The sequence below is a fragment of the Arthrobacter sp. UYNi723 genome (assembly GCF_054057635.1).
Map to the genome: position 1 here is coordinate 166908 of NZ_JBSRZM010000002.1, position 14649 is coordinate 181556.

The 14649-nt window shown below is 65.3% G+C and carries 16 protein-coding genes and 1 tRNA gene; 8 read left to right on the plus strand and 9 right to left on the minus strand.

Annotated features, from left to right (window positions below):
• Positions 1 to 19 precede the first annotated feature (19 nt).
• From ACVWY0_RS02650 to ACVWY0_RS02680, 7 genes are all read right to left on the minus strand, one after another.
• Complete coding sequence (locus tag ACVWY0_RS02650; protein ID WP_485835298.1) at positions 20 to 1138, minus strand: GNAT family N-acetyltransferase; 1119 nt, start codon at positions 1136 to 1138, stop codon at positions 20 to 22.
• A complete protein-coding gene (locus tag ACVWY0_RS02655) occupies positions 1117 to 2265 on the minus strand; it encodes a GNAT family N-acetyltransferase (RefSeq protein ID WP_485835299.1) in 1149 nt (382 codons plus the stop codon). Before ACVWY0_RS02655 ends, ACVWY0_RS02650 begins: the two co-directional genes overlap by 22 nt.
• Before the next feature lie 151 nt (positions 2266 to 2416).
• Positions 2417 to 3124, minus strand: coding sequence for a 50S ribosomal protein L1 (gene rplA, locus ACVWY0_RS02660; protein ID WP_058931708.1), 708 nt, complete (start codon positions 3122 to 3124; stop codon positions 2417 to 2419).
• A 142-nt stretch (positions 3125 to 3266) separates the two neighbouring features.
• Complete coding sequence (gene rplK, locus ACVWY0_RS02665) at positions 3267 to 3698, minus strand: 50S ribosomal protein L11 (RefSeq protein ID WP_024365990.1); 432 nt, start codon at positions 3696 to 3698, stop codon at positions 3267 to 3269.
• Positions 3699 to 3828: 130 nt separating this feature from the next.
• Positions 3829 to 4695: a transcription termination/antitermination protein NusG gene (nusG, locus tag ACVWY0_RS02670; RefSeq protein ID WP_058931707.1), complete on the minus strand. Its 867-nt coding sequence runs from the start codon at positions 4693 to 4695 to the stop codon at positions 3829 to 3831.
• A 116-nt stretch (positions 4696 to 4811) separates the two neighbouring features.
• Positions 4812 to 5096, minus strand: coding sequence for a preprotein translocase subunit SecE (secE, locus tag ACVWY0_RS02675; RefSeq protein WP_111906645.1), 285 nt, complete (start codon positions 5094 to 5096; stop codon positions 4812 to 4814).
• A gap of 81 nt (positions 5097 to 5177) precedes the next feature.
• Positions 5178 to 5250, minus strand: a tRNA-Trp gene (locus ACVWY0_RS02680).
• A gap of 274 nt (positions 5251 to 5524) precedes the next feature.
• Here ACVWY0_RS02680 and ACVWY0_RS02685 point away from each other — a divergent pair.
• Positions 5525 to 6742, plus strand: a complete 1218-nt coding sequence (locus ACVWY0_RS02685; protein WP_485835300.1) for a pyridoxal phosphate-dependent aminotransferase — start codon at positions 5525 to 5527, stop codon at positions 6740 to 6742.
• 151 nt (positions 6743 to 6893) lie between these two features.
• Here ACVWY0_RS02685 and ACVWY0_RS02690 read toward each other — a convergent pair whose 3' ends face one another.
• Together ACVWY0_RS02690 and ACVWY0_RS02695 are read right to left on the minus strand one after the other, a co-directional pair.
• Positions 6894 to 7577: a LuxR C-terminal-related transcriptional regulator gene (locus ACVWY0_RS02690; RefSeq protein ID WP_485835301.1), complete on the minus strand. Its 684-nt coding sequence runs from the start codon at positions 7575 to 7577 to the stop codon at positions 6894 to 6896.
• A complete protein-coding gene (locus tag ACVWY0_RS02695) occupies positions 7574 to 8992 on the minus strand; it encodes an ATP-binding protein (RefSeq protein ID WP_485835302.1) in 1419 nt (472 codons plus the stop codon). Before ACVWY0_RS02695 ends, ACVWY0_RS02690 begins: the two co-directional genes overlap by 4 nt.
• A gap of 124 nt (positions 8993 to 9116) precedes the next feature.
• On the opposite strand from ACVWY0_RS02695, the gene ACVWY0_RS02700 reads away from it, so the two are divergent.
• The 7 genes from ACVWY0_RS02700 (at position 9117) to ACVWY0_RS02730 (ending at position 14586) form a co-directional block, all read left to right on the plus strand.
• Positions 9117 to 10706 (plus strand): PspC domain-containing protein, encoded by a 1590-nt coding sequence (locus ACVWY0_RS02700; RefSeq protein WP_485835303.1) that lies wholly within the window; start codon positions 9117 to 9119, stop codon positions 10704 to 10706.
• Between the two features lies 1 nt (position 10707).
• Positions 10708 to 10986, plus strand: a complete 279-nt coding sequence (locus ACVWY0_RS02705; protein ID WP_485835304.1) for a hypothetical protein — start codon at positions 10708 to 10710, stop codon at positions 10984 to 10986.
• A gap of 3 nt (positions 10987 to 10989) precedes the next feature.
• The gene (locus ACVWY0_RS02710; RefSeq protein ID WP_056344450.1) at positions 10990 to 11241 is read left to right on the plus strand and encodes a PspC domain-containing protein; all 252 of its coding nucleotides are present in this window, start codon (positions 10990 to 10992) and stop codon (positions 11239 to 11241) included.
• Between the two features lie 150 nt (positions 11242 to 11391).
• A complete protein-coding gene (locus ACVWY0_RS02715) occupies positions 11392 to 11538 on the plus strand; it encodes a hypothetical protein (protein ID WP_485835305.1) in 147 nt (48 codons plus the stop codon).
• A 9-nt stretch (positions 11539 to 11547) separates the two neighbouring features.
• Positions 11548 to 12834: a sensor histidine kinase gene (locus tag ACVWY0_RS02720; RefSeq protein ID WP_485835306.1), complete on the plus strand. Its 1287-nt coding sequence runs from the start codon at positions 11548 to 11550 to the stop codon at positions 12832 to 12834.
• Positions 12831 to 13463 (plus strand): response regulator, encoded by a 633-nt coding sequence (locus tag ACVWY0_RS02725; protein WP_485835307.1) that lies wholly within the window; start codon positions 12831 to 12833, stop codon positions 13461 to 13463. Before ACVWY0_RS02720 ends, ACVWY0_RS02725 begins: the two co-directional genes overlap by 4 nt.
• Before the next feature lie 97 nt (positions 13464 to 13560).
• Entirely contained in the window at positions 13561 to 14586 is a 1026-nt protein-coding gene (locus ACVWY0_RS02730) for an ATP-dependent 6-phosphofructokinase (RefSeq protein WP_058931694.1), read from the plus strand.
• Positions 14587 to 14649: the final 63 nt, after the last annotated feature.

Genomic DNA, 14649 nt, shown 5'->3' on the forward strand with positions numbered 1-14649 from the left:
CCGGACCACCAAATCGGCCTTAGCTCTTGCTGGTCCCTAGGTACGGGAGTTCCTTCTGCCAGATGCCAGTCACGCCGGCGGTGGTGAAGCCGAGCTGCTGGTTGACCGTCAGCAAGTACCTGTTCTCGGGCGCGTTCCAAGTGTAGATGACCCGGGCATCGGGGAACTGCTCGGTAAGCCGCTCCATGTTGGCCACCTTGATCAGCAGCCCCAGCTTGTTCCCCCGGTGCTCCTGCAGGACCAGGGTGTCGTCCTGGAACACCACATCGGGCCGGTGGGCCAGGACGCTGATGGTGGTCAGGCCCACCAGGGCCCCGGTGGCCAGATGCTCGACGGCGGTGACCACCGTCCGCCGCCCCTGCGCGATGGTGACCTCTTCGGCCTCGCGGAGGATGCCGCCGTCGAACACCATGTCCTGCTCAACGGGAGTCTCAAGGGAAGGATCGACGTCGGCGCCCGCCTGGTTCTCGAGGACGGCCACGGCTTCCAGCCACTCATCCGGGCAGCGGTCCGTCCAGTGATGGAGCCGGTACCGCCCGCTATTGGCTTCATGCGCCTCGGCCTGCAGATCCGCCACGAGTTTGGTGTCCAGCGGCAGTGCACAGGAACTGAACTGCTCGATGTGCTGAAGGGTGTAGCCGGTCCGGCGCGCGAATTCGACTTCCCGGCTGTCCAACGGCACAAAGCCCTGGCCTGAACCCGGCACCAGCTGGGCCGTCTCGAACTCGTGCAGGGACGCGCCGGGATGGTTGGTGTCAACGAGGATCAGCGTGCGGCCCTCGCTGCGTGCCAGGTGTTCAGCCGCGAGGAGCAGCTTGCGGCCAACTCCCTGGCGCTGGAATTCCGGCAGGATGTCCAGGGTGAACTCCGCCATGTCCAGGTTGTCGGTCAGCGGCAAGGCAATGTCAACCGTACCGATGATCTGCTCCCCGGCCTTGGCCACCAGGATGACCTGGCGCTCATAGGGATCGGCCAGCTCCAGGAGCTTCTCCAGCGGCGTGTACGCGAGGTCGTCGCTGCCCCAGGTCTGCATCCGGACTTTGCGGCCCACCTCTACGGCAGCCAGGAAATCCACCGCGTCAGGTGCGTCCAGGGTGTCCGGGATCCACAGCTGCTCTATCCGTACGTCTTCTGCCATAAGGTGCGTCTTCCCAGCCGTTTCTGCCATTCGCCCTCATAACCAGCAGGTTTGAATCCAAGCAAATTATTTATCGCCAGCATATGCCGGTTTTCCACGGCGTTCCATGTCAGCACCGACCGCGCCGCCGGCCATCGATGCTGGGCGGCTCGGAGGTTCGCTGCCTTGATCAGCAATCCCAGCCTCTTCCCGCGGTGCCCGGAAGAAACCAGGGTGTCCTGCTGGGCAATGCTTGCAGGAATGCCCGGCCGCCAGTTCAGGACCGTGTAGGCGACGAGCTTGCCGGTAGACCTGTGCAGCGCCGCCGCGACCTGGCACTGCACGCCGCTGCGGCTGTTCGACTGCTCCTCCTGCCGGACCCTGGCAGGGTCCCAGTCCTCGGCTTCCCAGTCCAGTCCGGCAATGGGGACATCCTTGCTCATCCGGTTCTTGAGGACTGCGTATTCAGCCACGAGTTCGTCAGGACACGTATCAGACCAGCCCACCAGGACGTAGCCGGTTGCCCGTGCAGACGCCTCCATCTCCAGGGCGTCGAGTTGATTCGCCGGTACCGGCAGCGTGAGCCGGCTGGCCCTCTCCACCTGCTCGAGTTCGTAGCCCGCGCGTGCTGCAAAGGCCACGGCAGGGTCATCTGCAGGGAGCCCGCCCGCGCCGGATTTGGCGGGAATCAACCGGGCCGCGTTCTCCACCGGCCCGGCGGGCAGCTCACAGTAGGCATCCAAGGAAGTGCGTCCGCTTTCCGCGGCCACAGCCTCGGCGTGCTCCAGCAGCCGGTGGCCCCAACCCTGGCGCCGGAAGGCTGCCGCCACGTCCACCATGATCCCTGCCGCGGACGTGTTCTCACGCAGGGGCATGGTTACGGAGCAGGTTCCCACGGTGTGCTGGCCCAGCCGTGCTATGAACAGCCGGCGTTCCTCATACTCATTGCCGCGCCAGTATTCCAGGCTCTCCATGGCCGTGGGGCAGCGGTCCAGGTCGCCCCATTTCTCCAGTTCATGCTTCTCGCGCAAGGCGTGGCACTCGTGGAAGTCCATCACGCCGCCGGTGCCGCCGGCACTGTGGTCTGTCCCGGCGTCGAGCGCTGAAGGAATGGCGACTGCGGTGATCATCAGCTGCTGACCGGCCATGCCCCATCCTAACCATCCGTTCGATTTGGTCGAGGGTAGGGCGGAGGCCGTTTGGTCCAGGGCTGTTGGGGTTAAACCAAAGGACCGCCCGGCGCAGTGCCGGACGGTCCATTGGTGTGCCGGAATAACCCGGCCGAAGCGCTGTTGAGGACTAGACCTCGGTCAGGACCTTCGTGACGTTGGGGTCGACGGAGATGCCGGGACCGAACGTGGTGGCCACGGTGGCCTTCTGAATGTAGCGGCCCTTGGAAGCGGACGGCTTCAAACGAAGCACCTCTTCCAGTGCTGCTGCGTAGTTCTCGGCCAGCTTGATGGCGTCGAAGGAAACCTTGCCGATGATGAAGTGCAGGTTCGAGTGCTTGTCGACGCGGAAGTCGATCTTGCCACCCTTGATGTCGTTGACAGCCTTGGCCACGTCTGCGGTCACGGTGCCCGTCTTCGGGTTCGGCATCAGGTTACGGGGACCCAGGACCTTACCAAGACGGCCAACCTTGCCCATGAGGTCAGGGGTGGCTACGGCTGCATCGAAGTCGGTCCAGCCGGCTGCGATCTTTTCGATCAGGTCATCGGAACCAACGAAGTCGGCGCCGGCAGCGATTGCTGCCTCAGCCTTGTCTCCCGTTGCGAAGACCAGGACGCGGGAGACCTTACCGGTGCCGTGGGGCAGGATAACGGTGCCGCGGACCATCTGGTCAGCCTTGCGAGGGTCAACGCCCAGGCGGAAGGCAACCTCAACGGTGGCGTCGAACTTGGACGGGTTGGTGTCCTTGGCGAGCGTTACTGCCTCGAACGGCGCGTAGAAGTTCTCCGCGTCGATCTTGGCGGCTGCTGCCTCATATGCTTTGCTGCGCTTTGCCATGCTGCTTATTTCTCCTTGTGCAGTTGTGGTCTGCGGACCGCGCTGGGCCCTGCCACAGCCGAGGATCCTGCAAGGACCCTGCGGCATTACGGTTTGTGCCGGTTGTCCGGCAGTGGTGCCGGTTTCCCGACGGTGAAGGCTATTAGCCTTCTACGGTGATACCCATGGAGCGGGCGGTACCGGCGATGATCTTCGCTGCGCCTTCGAGGCTGGTGGCGTTGAGATCTTCCATCTTGGTGGTGGCGATCTCGTTGACCTGGGCCTGAGTCAGCTTGGCAACCTTGACGGTGTGCGGCGTGGGTGAACCCTTGGCAACGCCTGCAGCCTTCTTGATGAGCTCTGCAGCCGGCGGGGTCTTGGTGATGAACGTGAAGGAACGGTCTTCGTAGACCGTGATTTCCACGGGGATAACGTTTCCGCGCTGGGCTTCTGTGGCAGCGTTGTACGCCTTGCAGAATTCCATGATGTTGACACCGTGCTGGCCAAGCGCAGGACCGATCGGCGGGGCCGGGTTAGCGGCGCCTGCCTGGATCTGCAGCTTGATGAGGCCGGTGACCTTCTTCTTGGGAGCCAATGTAAGGTCCTTCTCTCAATATCTTCCTGGGACACAGGAGCGTGCCTCAGGTTTTTGGCCGCCATGGCGAGGCGACCGGCCGTTCCGGGGCTGCTAAGCGGGCAGTCCGGAACGAATTCTGTGCGGGTAACTAGATCTTGCTGACCTGGTTGAATGCCAGCGTGACCGGGGTTTCGCGTTCGAAGATCGATACGAGCACCACGAGGGTCTGGGATTCCACCTTGATCTCGGAGATCGTGGCGGGGAGGGTCTCGAACGGACCTTCCTTGACGATGACCGATTCGCCGACCTCGAAGTCGACGTCGATCTGGGCGGCAGCGTGCTTGACGGGCTTGCCCTTTTCGGCCTGCTCTTCTTCGAAGACCGGCGCGAGCATGGAGAAGACTTCGTCGAGGCGCAGCGGCACCGGGTTGTGGGCGTTGCCCACGAAGCCGGTAACACCGGGAGTGTGGCGGACGGCGCCCCAGGAGGCATCTGTCAGGTCCATGCGGACCAGGACGTAGCCGGGGATCCGGACGCGGTTGATGACCTTGCGCTGAGCGTTCTTGATCTCAACGACCTCTTCCATGGGCACCTGGATTTCGAAGATGTAATCTTCCATGTCCAGGGTCTGGATGCGGGTCTCAAGGTTGGCCTTGACGCGGTTTTCGTAGCCGGCGTAGGAGTGGATGACGTACCAGTCACCCTCCTGGCGGCGCAGCTTGGCTTTGAATTCGTCGGCGGGGTCAACCTCGGCCTTGGCGGCCGCGGCTGCCAGGGCGTCTGCATCAGCGTCGTCGCCCTCTGAGTCGCCTTCAGCAGGTTCGCCTTCTACGGCGTCATCCTCTGAATCGGCATCCTCTGAATCGTCTGAATCGTCGGCGGAATCGGCGTCGGCGGATTCGGGCGCAGCGGACTCAACCTCGGACTCTTCACCGGCTTCAGCCGTGGGGGCCGCCGTGTTGTCCGTGGACTCTTCCAGCTCAGTCTCGGTTACCTCGAGCTCCTGCTCAGACACTTGGTCTCCTGCTTCCTCATTGCCTAACATGCCTATTTAAATGGCTCAATTCCGCACACCGCGTGGATTCTTCCGGTTTACCCGGACAAGGCCACGCGGCCTGCGGACGATATGCCTTAGCGGTCCGTGGGAGCGATCCCGCCAAAGACCCAGCTGACCGCGGTTCCAAAACCGATGTCCAGCAGGCTGACGATCACCATCATGATGGCCACGAACACCAGCACCACGAGCGTGTAATTGATCAGTTCCTTGCGGGTTGGTGCAACAACCTTCTTCAGTTCGCCGATGACCTGGCGAATGAAGAGTGCAATACGAGCGAAGAAGTTTGCCTTGGCGTCCTTCTTAGCTGGGCGGCCCTTGGAGCTGCTGGCAGCTGTTTCGGTCACCTGGTCCTCGCTCATCTTTGCAATGTTGGATTACCCGGTTCTGATCAGAACCATGGTTGCTGCGCTTGCTCCGGCATTCCGCCGGAACAGCTTGCGCAGGGCAGACAGGACTCGAACCTGCAACCTGCGGTTTTGGAGACCGCTGCGCTACCAATTGCGCCACTACCCTATGGATCGAAAACAGCATCCTGACAAACTTCCGCAGTTTGCACTGGGGCGCACGTCATCATCCGTGTTTTCAACACCGGAGAACCAGTCTACGCAACAACTTCGTCTACGTCGAACCAGCCTCATTCCGGACCGTCCAATCCGCCCTCGTGGGTGAGTTGACCTGCAGTCACATCCACGCCGGCAGCCCGAACGATCCGCTGAACAGCATAGAGTAGATCACGTCGAATTCCACCATTCAGCCTCCTGGCTGCAAGCGAAGAACGGACCCTGCCATGTCTGCCGCCCGCGTTTCCCAGCGCATTTCCGCAATTGCCGAATCCGCAACCCTGGCTGTTGATGCCAAGGCCAAGGCGCTGAAGGCAGCTGGCCGGCCGGTTATTGGCTTCGGGGCGGGGGAACCGGATTTCCCCACTCCGGACTACATCGTCAAGGCATCCATTGAGGCCGCCAGCCAGCCCAAGTACCACCGCTACTCCCCCGCCGCCGGCCTGCCGGAGCTCAAAAAAGCCATCGCGGAGAAGACCCTGCGCGACTCCGGCTACGCCGTGGATCCTGCCCAAGTCCTGGTGACGAACGGCGGCAAGCAGGCCGTGTACAACACCTTCGCCACGCTGGTGGATCCGGGCGACGAAGTGATTGTTCCCACGCCGTTCTGGACCACCTACCCGGAGGCCATCAGGCTCGCCGGCGGTGTCCCTGTTGAGGTGTTCGCCGGTCCTGAGCAGGACTACCTGGTCACCGTTGAGCAGCTTGAGGCCGCGTTGACGGACAAGAGCAAGATCCTGCTGTTTGTTTCGCCGTCCAACCCCACGGGCTCCGTGTACAGCCCGGAGCAGGTGGCCGAGATCGGCAAGTGGGCCGCCGCCAAGGGGCTCTGGGTGGTCACCGACGAGATCTACGAGCACCTGACGTACGACGGCGTCCCGTTCACCTCCATCGCCACGGCAGCCCCGGAACTCGGCGACAAAGTGGTCATCCTCAACGGTGTCGCCAAGACCTATGCGATGACCGGCTGGCGGGTCGGCTGGATGATCGGCCCGGCCGACGTCATCAAGGCGGCCACCAACCTGCAGTCACACGCCACCTCCAACGTTTCGAACATCATGCAGATCGCAGCCCTCGCCGCTGTCTCCGGACCGCTGACCGCCGTCGACGAAATGAAGGTGGCGTTTGACCGCCGCCGCAAGGCGATCGTTGCCGGCCTGAACGCGATCGACGGTGTTGAATGCCCGACGCCGAAGGGTGCGTTCTACGTCTACGCGGACGTCCGTGCGCTGCTGGGGAAGGAATTCCCGACGGCGGCAGGCACCGCAACGCCGTCGACCTCAGCCGAACTGGCTGCTTTGATCCTGGATGAGGTTGAAGTAGCCGTGGTGCCGGGTGAGGCGTTCGGCCCCTCAGGCTACCTGCGGCTCTCTTACGCCCTGGGCGACGAGGACCTGGCCACCGGCGTCGCCCGGCTCCAGGACTTCCTTGGCCAGGCCAAGTAGGCACGCTCTCACTTCCTGCAGGAAAAACTCAAACGCTCTATCACTTTCTTTAGGAGAGTGATAGAGCGTTTGCGCTTAAGCCGCATCAAGTGGGAGAGCGTTGGGGAAAAGGGCACATTATGTGAGAGAGCGTCCGGGTGGGGCCGGTTAGCTAGAGGAGGCGGCGTTCGGCGGCCCACTTGGTCAGCTCGTGCCGGCTGGAGAGCTGGAGCTTGCGCAGCACAGCCGACACGTGGGTTTCCACGGTTTTGATGCTGATGAACAACTCCTTGGCCACCTCCTTGTAGCTGTAGCCCCGGGCGATCAGACGCATCACTTTAAGCTCGCGCGCGGAAAGCCTGTCCAGCTCGTCGTCGGCAATATCGGCCGGAGCGGTGCCGAAGGCATCCAGCACGAAGCCGGCCAGCCGGGGTGAGAACACAGCGTCGCCGCCGGCGACTCGGAACACGGCGTCGGTGATCTCGGCCCCGGAAATCGTCTTGGTGACATATCCCCGGGCACCGGCGCGGATGACTGACACCACGTCCTCGGCGGCGTCGGAGACGCTCAGGGCCAGGAACTTGGTGGTGGCCAGCAGCGACGCGGAACCCGCGATGACTTCCCGGCCGCCACCACCCAGACCACCGGGCAGGTGCACGTCCAGGAGCACCACTTCCGGACGCTCCTGCGCGATCACGGCGATGGCCTGCTCAACCGTTGCCGCTTCCCCCACTACCTGGATGCTCTCAGAGAGGTCGGCCTTGAGTCCCGAGCGGAAGATGGCGTGGTCGTCCACGATGACCACCCTGACCGGCGTTGCGGGGCGGATGGGCCCGGTCCCCTGTACGTTGTTCATGATTTCCCTTCCGCGTTTTCCGTTTGGAGTGCCGGCATTCCCAGCCGCACCTCAGTGCCGTCCGGCGTGCTGGTGATGGAGGCGGACCCGCCGTGGCGTTTCATGCGTCCGATGATCGATTCGCGGACACCGAGACGGTCTTCGGGCACATCCTGCAGGTCGAAGCCCGGCCCCCTGTCCTTGATGAAGATTTCCGTCCGACCATCGGAAACTTCGAGGTAGACAGAGACGGTCCCGCCGCCGTGCCGGGAGGCATTGAGCATCGCCTCACGGCTGGCCTGGACCAGGGCTTCATGGGATTCGGTCATGGCCGTGTCCCCGACGCTCACCACCTCCACGGCGTTGCCGAGCGAGTCTTCCACCTCGGCACCCACGGCCTTGATGCGGTCCGAAAGCTGGCCCGCCTCCTTACCCGGGTCCTGGAACAGCCAGCTCCTGAGCTCACGTTCCTGCGCCCGGGCGAGCCGGACAACGTCGTGCTCGTTTCCCGCCCGCCGCTGGATCAGGGCGAGGGTCTGGAGGACGGAATCGTGCAGGTGGGCAGCGATCTCGGCGCGCTCCGTTTCACGGATACGGCCCGCCCGCTCAGTTTCCAGGTCCCGCCAGAATTTGAGGGCCCACGGAAGGAGTACCAGCACCACGCCGCCCAGCACCGCCACCGATGCCAGCAGCGCCAGCCAGGTCTGTTCCCAGGATCCGGAACCGGACACCATCACCAGCACGCCGGCAACCACCAGCGCCAATCCGGCGGCCAGGCGCGCCCAGCCGCCTGCCTGACCGGCCTTGGTTTTGTCCACGAGCCCCGCGCGGCGGGTTTCGTCGAGCTGCATCCAGGCGATGGCTGCACCGCCCAGCACGGCAGCCGCGGGGATAAGGGTCTCCAGGGGCACGTCCACGCCCAGGAGCCGGGCAATCATGATGCCCGCCACGAGGAGGAGGCCGGTGCCCAGCAGAATCTCCTTGCCATAGCGCATGCTGCGGACCCGGAACCACGGCGGCCGCACGGCGGCCCCGTAGTTCGACCCGTTTCCCCCAGCGGGCCCGCCGGGGGAAACCCCTGGGACGTTAGTGCCGGCGTCGGGATTTCCCCACCAGGGAGCGGCCGCGGGCAGACCCTGCGACGGCGCCGCCGAGGGCGGCCCAGCGCTGAATGCCGGGTCAAGGCTGACGGCCGGGGCAATGGGCGACGCCGGACGCCTGGCATTGCGCCGGGCACTTTCGTCGGCGGTGGGGACCATGATCCACAGCCACGCATAGAAGGCCAGCCCGGCACCACCGGCGAGGGTTGCGAGCGCCATTCCGATCCGCACGCTTTTCACCGGCCAGCCCAGATGCGCCGCGAGGCCGGCACATACGCCCGCGATGACGCGGTCGCTGCTGCGGACCAGCGGTGGGCGGGTGAGGGCGGTGGTCATGTGTCAATCCAAGCACGGATCAGGGTTCCCCGGACCCGATTCCGGCCTGAACCGGGGGTAACTCAGGGGCGAGTCAGGGTGTTCCCCAGTAGAGCTGCGCCGCCCCGGACGGCAGGATCGAAGTATGAACTCCCAGACCCCCACCCCCGATGACGGCCAGCCCACGGAACCGCTCCCCCCACGCGACCCGGACCAGCCAACCGAACCCCTGCTGCCACCCCCGGCTGCTTCGCAGGACACACCCCCGGCCGCCGGTCCCTATGCCGGCCCTTATTCGGGCCCGTACGCAAGCCCGTATTCCGGCCCGTCCGCAGGCCCGTACTCCAGCGCCAAAGCGCCGGGGCAGTCCGGTGACTTCTTCACCTGGGTCCGGAGCCACGGCATCCAGCGCGGACGCGACCGGTGGATCGGCGGTGTCTCCAGCGGCATCGCGCACCGGATGGGCATCGATCCGCTGATTGTCCGCGGCATCTTCATTGTCCTCACCCTCTTCGCCGGAATCGGCGTCCTGCTCTACGGCCTGGCCTGGGCATTCCTTCCCGAACCCGACGGGCGCATCCACGTCCAGGAAGCCGGCGCCGGCCGCTGGTCCAGCGGCATGACAGGCGCCCTGATCACCACCGTGGTGGGGCTCACCGGGCTGGGCGGCGGATTCTGGGGCTGGAGCCGCAACGGCTTCGGCGGATTACTCTGGACCGTCTTCTGGGTGGGCGGCGCCATCTACTTCATCTATTACCTGACCCAACGCAACAAGGCCCGGAACGGAGCTCCCATGAACGCGACACCGCAGCCGGCCGGCGCAAACTCCGGTTACTCGGCCGACCACCCCACAACCGCCTATCCCACAACCCCCTATGCCTCGCCGTTTGCGGCCACGGATTCCGCCTCTACCCGCACGTCGAGCACGTCCGGCGCGACCGGCGCGACCGGCAGCGCACCTTACCTTCCGGTCCCGCCGTCGAGCGTCAGCCCGCCCTATGGTGGGGGCAGCTACGGCGGCGGCAGCTACGGCGGGGGCGGCAGCGACGGCGGTGCCTACGGCGGCTACCAGCCACCGCAGGGCCCGGCACGCGCACCCAGGGTCCGCCCCTCCGGCCCCGGCGCCCCGGCAGTAGCCATTACAGCCGGAACAGCACTCCTGGTGGGTGGCGGGCTCAAAGCCCTGGACGCCGGCAACGTGATCAACCTCGGTGACGCCGCCAACGCGATCGTCTGGGCCAGCGGTGCAGCCGTCCTGGGCCTGGGCATCCTGATCGCGGGCCTGCGCGGCAGGACGTCCGGAATCCTCGGTTTCTTCGCCGTTGTTGCCCTGGTGATTGGCGGCATCTTCAACGTTGTGGGCAACGGCGACAGGGTCCGCTTCACCCAGGTCGACTGGGCACCGGCGAGCCAGCAGCAGGCGGCCGATGGCTTCAGCGTCACCGGAGGCCGGGGAACCGTTGACCTCACCCAATTGGCCGCGCAAGCCCCGCTGGACTCAGACGTCGTGGTTCCCCTGGACATCACGGCAAGCAACGTCACCGTGATCCTCCCCAGCAACATTCCCGTGGACGTGAGGGCAGACATGACGCTGGGGAACCTCAACGAAGGCACCAACCACCGGGGCGGCATTACCTCCCAGGAAACCAGCTACAACACCGACAAGCCAGGCGGCCACCTGATCATCCGGATCGACGGCACCCTCAGCAACGTCACCATCCAGGAAGGAAACTGACATGAGCAGCTTCGATCCGGCACCGGATTCGTCTACCCCGCAAACCCCGACGACGGTGCACACCGACGCGGCCGGACCCACACCCACACGGGTGGGAACGGTAGTCTGGGGCCTCATCGTGATGGCGCTGGCCGCCCTGATCATCATCGCCCATGTGGTGACCCTGAACGGCACCTACGTGCTGATCGGCCTGATGATCGGCGCCGGCGCCGCGCTGGTGATCGGCGGGCTGCTCTCGGCCCGGAAACGTGACAACGAACCCACAACAGGGAAGTCTTGAACCATGGACAAGTTCTTCAGCATCGTCAGGGGCTTCGGCCTGAAACGTGGACCCCAACGCTGGCTGGGAGGTGTGTGCGGCGGCATTGCAGCAAAGCTCAACGTGGATGTGGCATTCGTCCGGATCGCTTTCCTGGTCTTCTGCCTCCTCCCCGGCCCCGCGGTCGTCCTCTACATCGCAGCGTGGCTGGTCCTTCCTGACCAGCAGAACTCCATCCCGCTGCAGAAATTCCTGGACCGCCGCTCCATCAGCTGACCACAGGTCAGAACCGCAAGGCCCCCGCTCCCCGGAGAATTCCTTCCAGGAGCGGGGGCCTTTCTGCTGTCCTTGTCCACCGGCCGGTGGACAACAGATTCAACCGGCCGGGCCTGTTGACCGGCACCCCGGGACTGCAACGCTGGAAGCATGAACACTTCCCTCATCCCCGGGCAGCGGCAATCCCCTGATGCCATCATCGTGCGCGGCCTCAACAAAACGTATGGCCTGCCCAAAGGCGGGACCCTCACGGCCGTGGACCAGCTGGACCTCACCATCCATGCCGGCGAAACCTAGGGTGCACCCATGAGCTATATGAGCGGACGGACCGAGCGGCTGCTGCCGGCACGGTCCGTGTGGGCCACCTCCATGGTCTGGTGGCACGCCGGTTTCTACGCTGCGTTGGCCAGTGTCTCCTATTTCGCCCTCTTCGGCCACGAGCGCGAGGCCGGGACGCCCCTGGTCGTTGGGGCGCTAGTGCTCCTCGGGACCGCGTATCCGTTCCTGACCCGGACCAAGGATCTCCGGACACTGCGGCCCACCATCTACGTAGCACTGCTGGTGGCGGTGGTGGTGTTCCTGTCCTTTGTGTACGACGGCGCCGGGGTCCTGCTGTTTGTGGCCTTCCCGCAGGTCTGGATGTTCACATCCTCACAGCGCCAGGGCGTAGCAGCCACCGCCGTGCTGTGCGTCGGCGTGGCCGTTGGCCAGATCAGCCGCTGGGGACTTGCCGGCACGGAGGTCTACGGCATCACGGCCCAGCTGGTGACGTCGTTCGTGGCCAGCTGCATGATCGGGCTCTGGATCTCGAAAGTCATTGAGCAGAGCGAACAGCGTGCCGAACTGCTGGCCGAGCTCGAGGCCACCCGCCACGAACTGAACAATGCGGAACAGGCCCGCGGTGCATTGGCTGAGCGTGAGCGGATGGCACGGGAAATCCACGACACCCTGGCCCAGGGGTTCACCTCCATCGCCATGCTCTCCGAAGCGGCGCAGGCCCAACTCAGGGCGCAACCCGAGGCCCCCTCCGGGCTGGTGCGCAGCCTCACCGCCATCACGCGGACCGCCCGGGAGAACCTGGCCGAAGCCCGTGCCCTGGTGGCCTCCGGCGTCCCGTCCGATGTCCAGGGCGGCGACCTCCTGGCGGCACTGAAGCGGCTGCCGGATACCCTGCACCTGGACAGCATCCGGCTGACCGTGGAGCTACCCGACAACCTGCCCCCGCTGCCGTCCACACAGCAGGTGGCACTGCTCCGGACGGCCCAGGAGGCACTCAACAACGTCCGCAGGCATTCCGGAGCCACGGCCGCGGAGGTACTGATGGATATCCCTGCCGGCGGCCCGCCGCTGCTCCGGCTGACCGTCACGGACAACGGGCAGGGCTTTGACGTCTCGGCGGATCACCAGGGATTCGGCCTGAAGTCGATGGCTGCCCGGCTGGACGAAATCGGTGGCCGGCTCCAGGTCACTTCCGCGCCGGGCGCCACCCGGCTGGTGGCGGTGGTCCCCACCGAGGCCCTCGGGCCCGGCGGCACGGACGCCGAGCCAGGGACCCGCGGTACGGACGCACCCCTGCCCGGAGCCGTGACATGAGCCTCCCGGAAACTGTGACAGTTGTCCTCGCCGATGACCACCCCGTGGTCCGGAGCGGCCTGGCTGCGCTGCTGGACACCGCGGACGGCATCGATGTGGTGGCCGCCGCGGCCAACGGCGAGGAGGCGGTGGACGCTGTCAGCCGGCTGCACCCCGCCGTCGTCCTGATGGACCTGCGGATGCCCGTCCTTGACGGCGCCAGCGCCACCGCGCAGATCCGGGACCGGTTTCCTGACACCAAGGTGCTGGTGCTGACCACCTACGACGACGACTCCGACATCATGCGCGCCGTGGAGTCAGGGGCGGTGGGCTATCTCCTGAAGGACACGGCCGGGGACCGCATCATCGAGGCCGTGCGCGCTGCAGCGCGCGGTGAGACGGTTCTCGCTCCGCCGGTGGCGGCACGCCTGGTCTCGCGGATGCGCGCGCCTGAACTGCCGCGGCTGACGGCCCGGGAGGTGGAGGTCCTTCGCTGCGTGGCGCAGGGATTGAGCAATCCCGAGGTGGCCACGGCGCTCCACATCGCCGAGGCGACGGTCAAGACGCACCTGCTGCGGGTCTTCAACAAGCTGGACGTGGACGACAGGACCCGCGCAGTGGTCCTTGCCATGGAACGGGGGCTTTTGTAACCAGTTTGTGTCGTAACGCACACCGCCGACTACAATCTAGATGAGCTCAGCGTGGCGCTCTGCCTGTACACCTTCACACCAGGATTTGAGCCGAGACATGAAAATTGGAATTCTTACCAGCGGCGGCGACTGCCCCGGACTGAACGCTGTCATCCGCGGAGCCGTCCTCAAGGGCATCGCCATCCACGGCCACGAATTCGTGGGGTTCCTGGACGGCTGGCGCGGCGTCGTCGAAGGCGACATCATCGACATCCCCCGCAGCATGGTCCGCGGCATCGCCAAGCAAGGTGGCACCATCCTTGGCACCTCCCGCACCAACCCTTTTGAAAACGGCGGCGGGCCGGAGGTCATCAAGGCCCACATGGACCGTCTGGGCATTGACGCCATCATCGCGATCGGCGGCGAAGGGACCCTCGCGGCCGCGAAACGCCTTACCGACGTCGGTCTCAAGATCGTGGGTGTCCCCAAGACCGTGGACAACGATCTTGACGCCACCGACTACACCTTCGGTTTCGACACGGCCGTACAGATCGCCACCGAGGCCATCGACCGGCTCCGGACCACGGGCGAGTCCCACCACCGCTGCATGATCGCCGAGGTCATGGGCCGCCACGTGGGCTGGATCGCCCTGCATGCCGGCATGGCCGCCGGTGCGCACGCCATCCTGATCCCGGAGCAGAAGGTCAGCATCGAGCAGATCACCGAATGGGTCCAGGAAGCCCACGACCGTGGCCGCGCGCCGCTGATTGTTGTGGCCGAGGGCTTTGTTCCGGACCACATGGAATCCCCGCACTCCGAGCGCGGCCTGGACACGTTCGGCCGGCCCCGGCTGGGCGGCATCGCGGACCGGCTCGCCCCCGAGATCGAAGCCCGCACCGGCATCGAGACCCGTGCCACCATCCTGGGCCACATCCAGCGCGGCGGCGTCCCGTCCGCGTTCGACCGCGTGCTCGCCACCCGCCTGGGCATGGCCGCCATCGACTCCGTGGTGGAGGGCTACTGGGGCACCATGGTGGCGCTCAAGGGTACCGACATTGAACACGTGAGCTTCGACAAGGCCCTGGGCCAGCTGAAGACCGTACCGCAGAACCGCTACGACGAGGCTGCGGTCCTGTTCGGCTAAGCCCGATCTGCGCGAACGGACACTTGAGGCCCTCACCTGTGGGGCCTCAAGTGTCCGTTCGCG

Excerpts from the sequence above, each read along its gene's own strand:
- ACVWY0_RS02650 (WP_485835298.1), bottom strand. The coding sequence starts at position 1,138 with ATGGCAGAAGACGTACGGATAGAGCAGCTGTGGATCCCGGACACCCTG.
- ACVWY0_RS02655 (WP_485835299.1), bottom strand. The coding sequence starts at position 2,265 with ATGGCCGGTCAGCAGCTGATGATCACCGCAGTCGCCATTCCTTCAGCG.
- rplA (WP_058931708.1), bottom strand. The coding sequence starts at position 3,124 with ATGGCAAAGCGCAGCAAAGCATATGAGGCAGCAGCCGCCAAGATCGAC.
- secE (WP_111906645.1), bottom strand. The coding sequence starts at position 5,096 with ATGAGCGAGGACCAGGTGACCGAAACAGCTGCCAGCAGCTCCAAGGGC.
- ACVWY0_RS02685 (WP_485835300.1), top strand. The coding sequence starts at position 5,525 with ATGTCTGCCGCCCGCGTTTCCCAGCGCATTTCCGCAATTGCCGAATCC.
- ACVWY0_RS02690 (WP_485835301.1), bottom strand. The coding sequence starts at position 7,577 with ATGAACAACGTACAGGGGACCGGGCCCATCCGCCCCGCAACGCCGGTC.
- ACVWY0_RS02695 (WP_485835302.1), bottom strand. The coding sequence starts at position 8,992 with ATGACCACCGCCCTCACCCGCCCACCGCTGGTCCGCAGCAGCGACCGC.
- ACVWY0_RS02700 (WP_485835303.1), top strand. The coding sequence starts at position 9,117 with ATGAACTCCCAGACCCCCACCCCCGATGACGGCCAGCCCACGGAACCG.
- ACVWY0_RS02705 (WP_485835304.1), top strand. The coding sequence starts at position 10,708 with ATGAGCAGCTTCGATCCGGCACCGGATTCGTCTACCCCGCAAACCCCG.
- ACVWY0_RS02710 (WP_056344450.1), top strand. The coding sequence starts at position 10,990 with ATGGACAAGTTCTTCAGCATCGTCAGGGGCTTCGGCCTGAAACGTGGA.
- ACVWY0_RS02715 (WP_485835305.1), top strand. The coding sequence starts at position 11,392 with ATGAACACTTCCCTCATCCCCGGGCAGCGGCAATCCCCTGATGCCATC.
- ACVWY0_RS02720 (WP_485835306.1), top strand. The coding sequence starts at position 11,548 with ATGAGCTATATGAGCGGACGGACCGAGCGGCTGCTGCCGGCACGGTCC.
- ACVWY0_RS02725 (WP_485835307.1), top strand. The coding sequence starts at position 12,831 with ATGAGCCTCCCGGAAACTGTGACAGTTGTCCTCGCCGATGACCACCCC.
- ACVWY0_RS02730 (WP_058931694.1), top strand. The coding sequence starts at position 13,561 with ATGAAAATTGGAATTCTTACCAGCGGCGGCGACTGCCCCGGACTGAAC.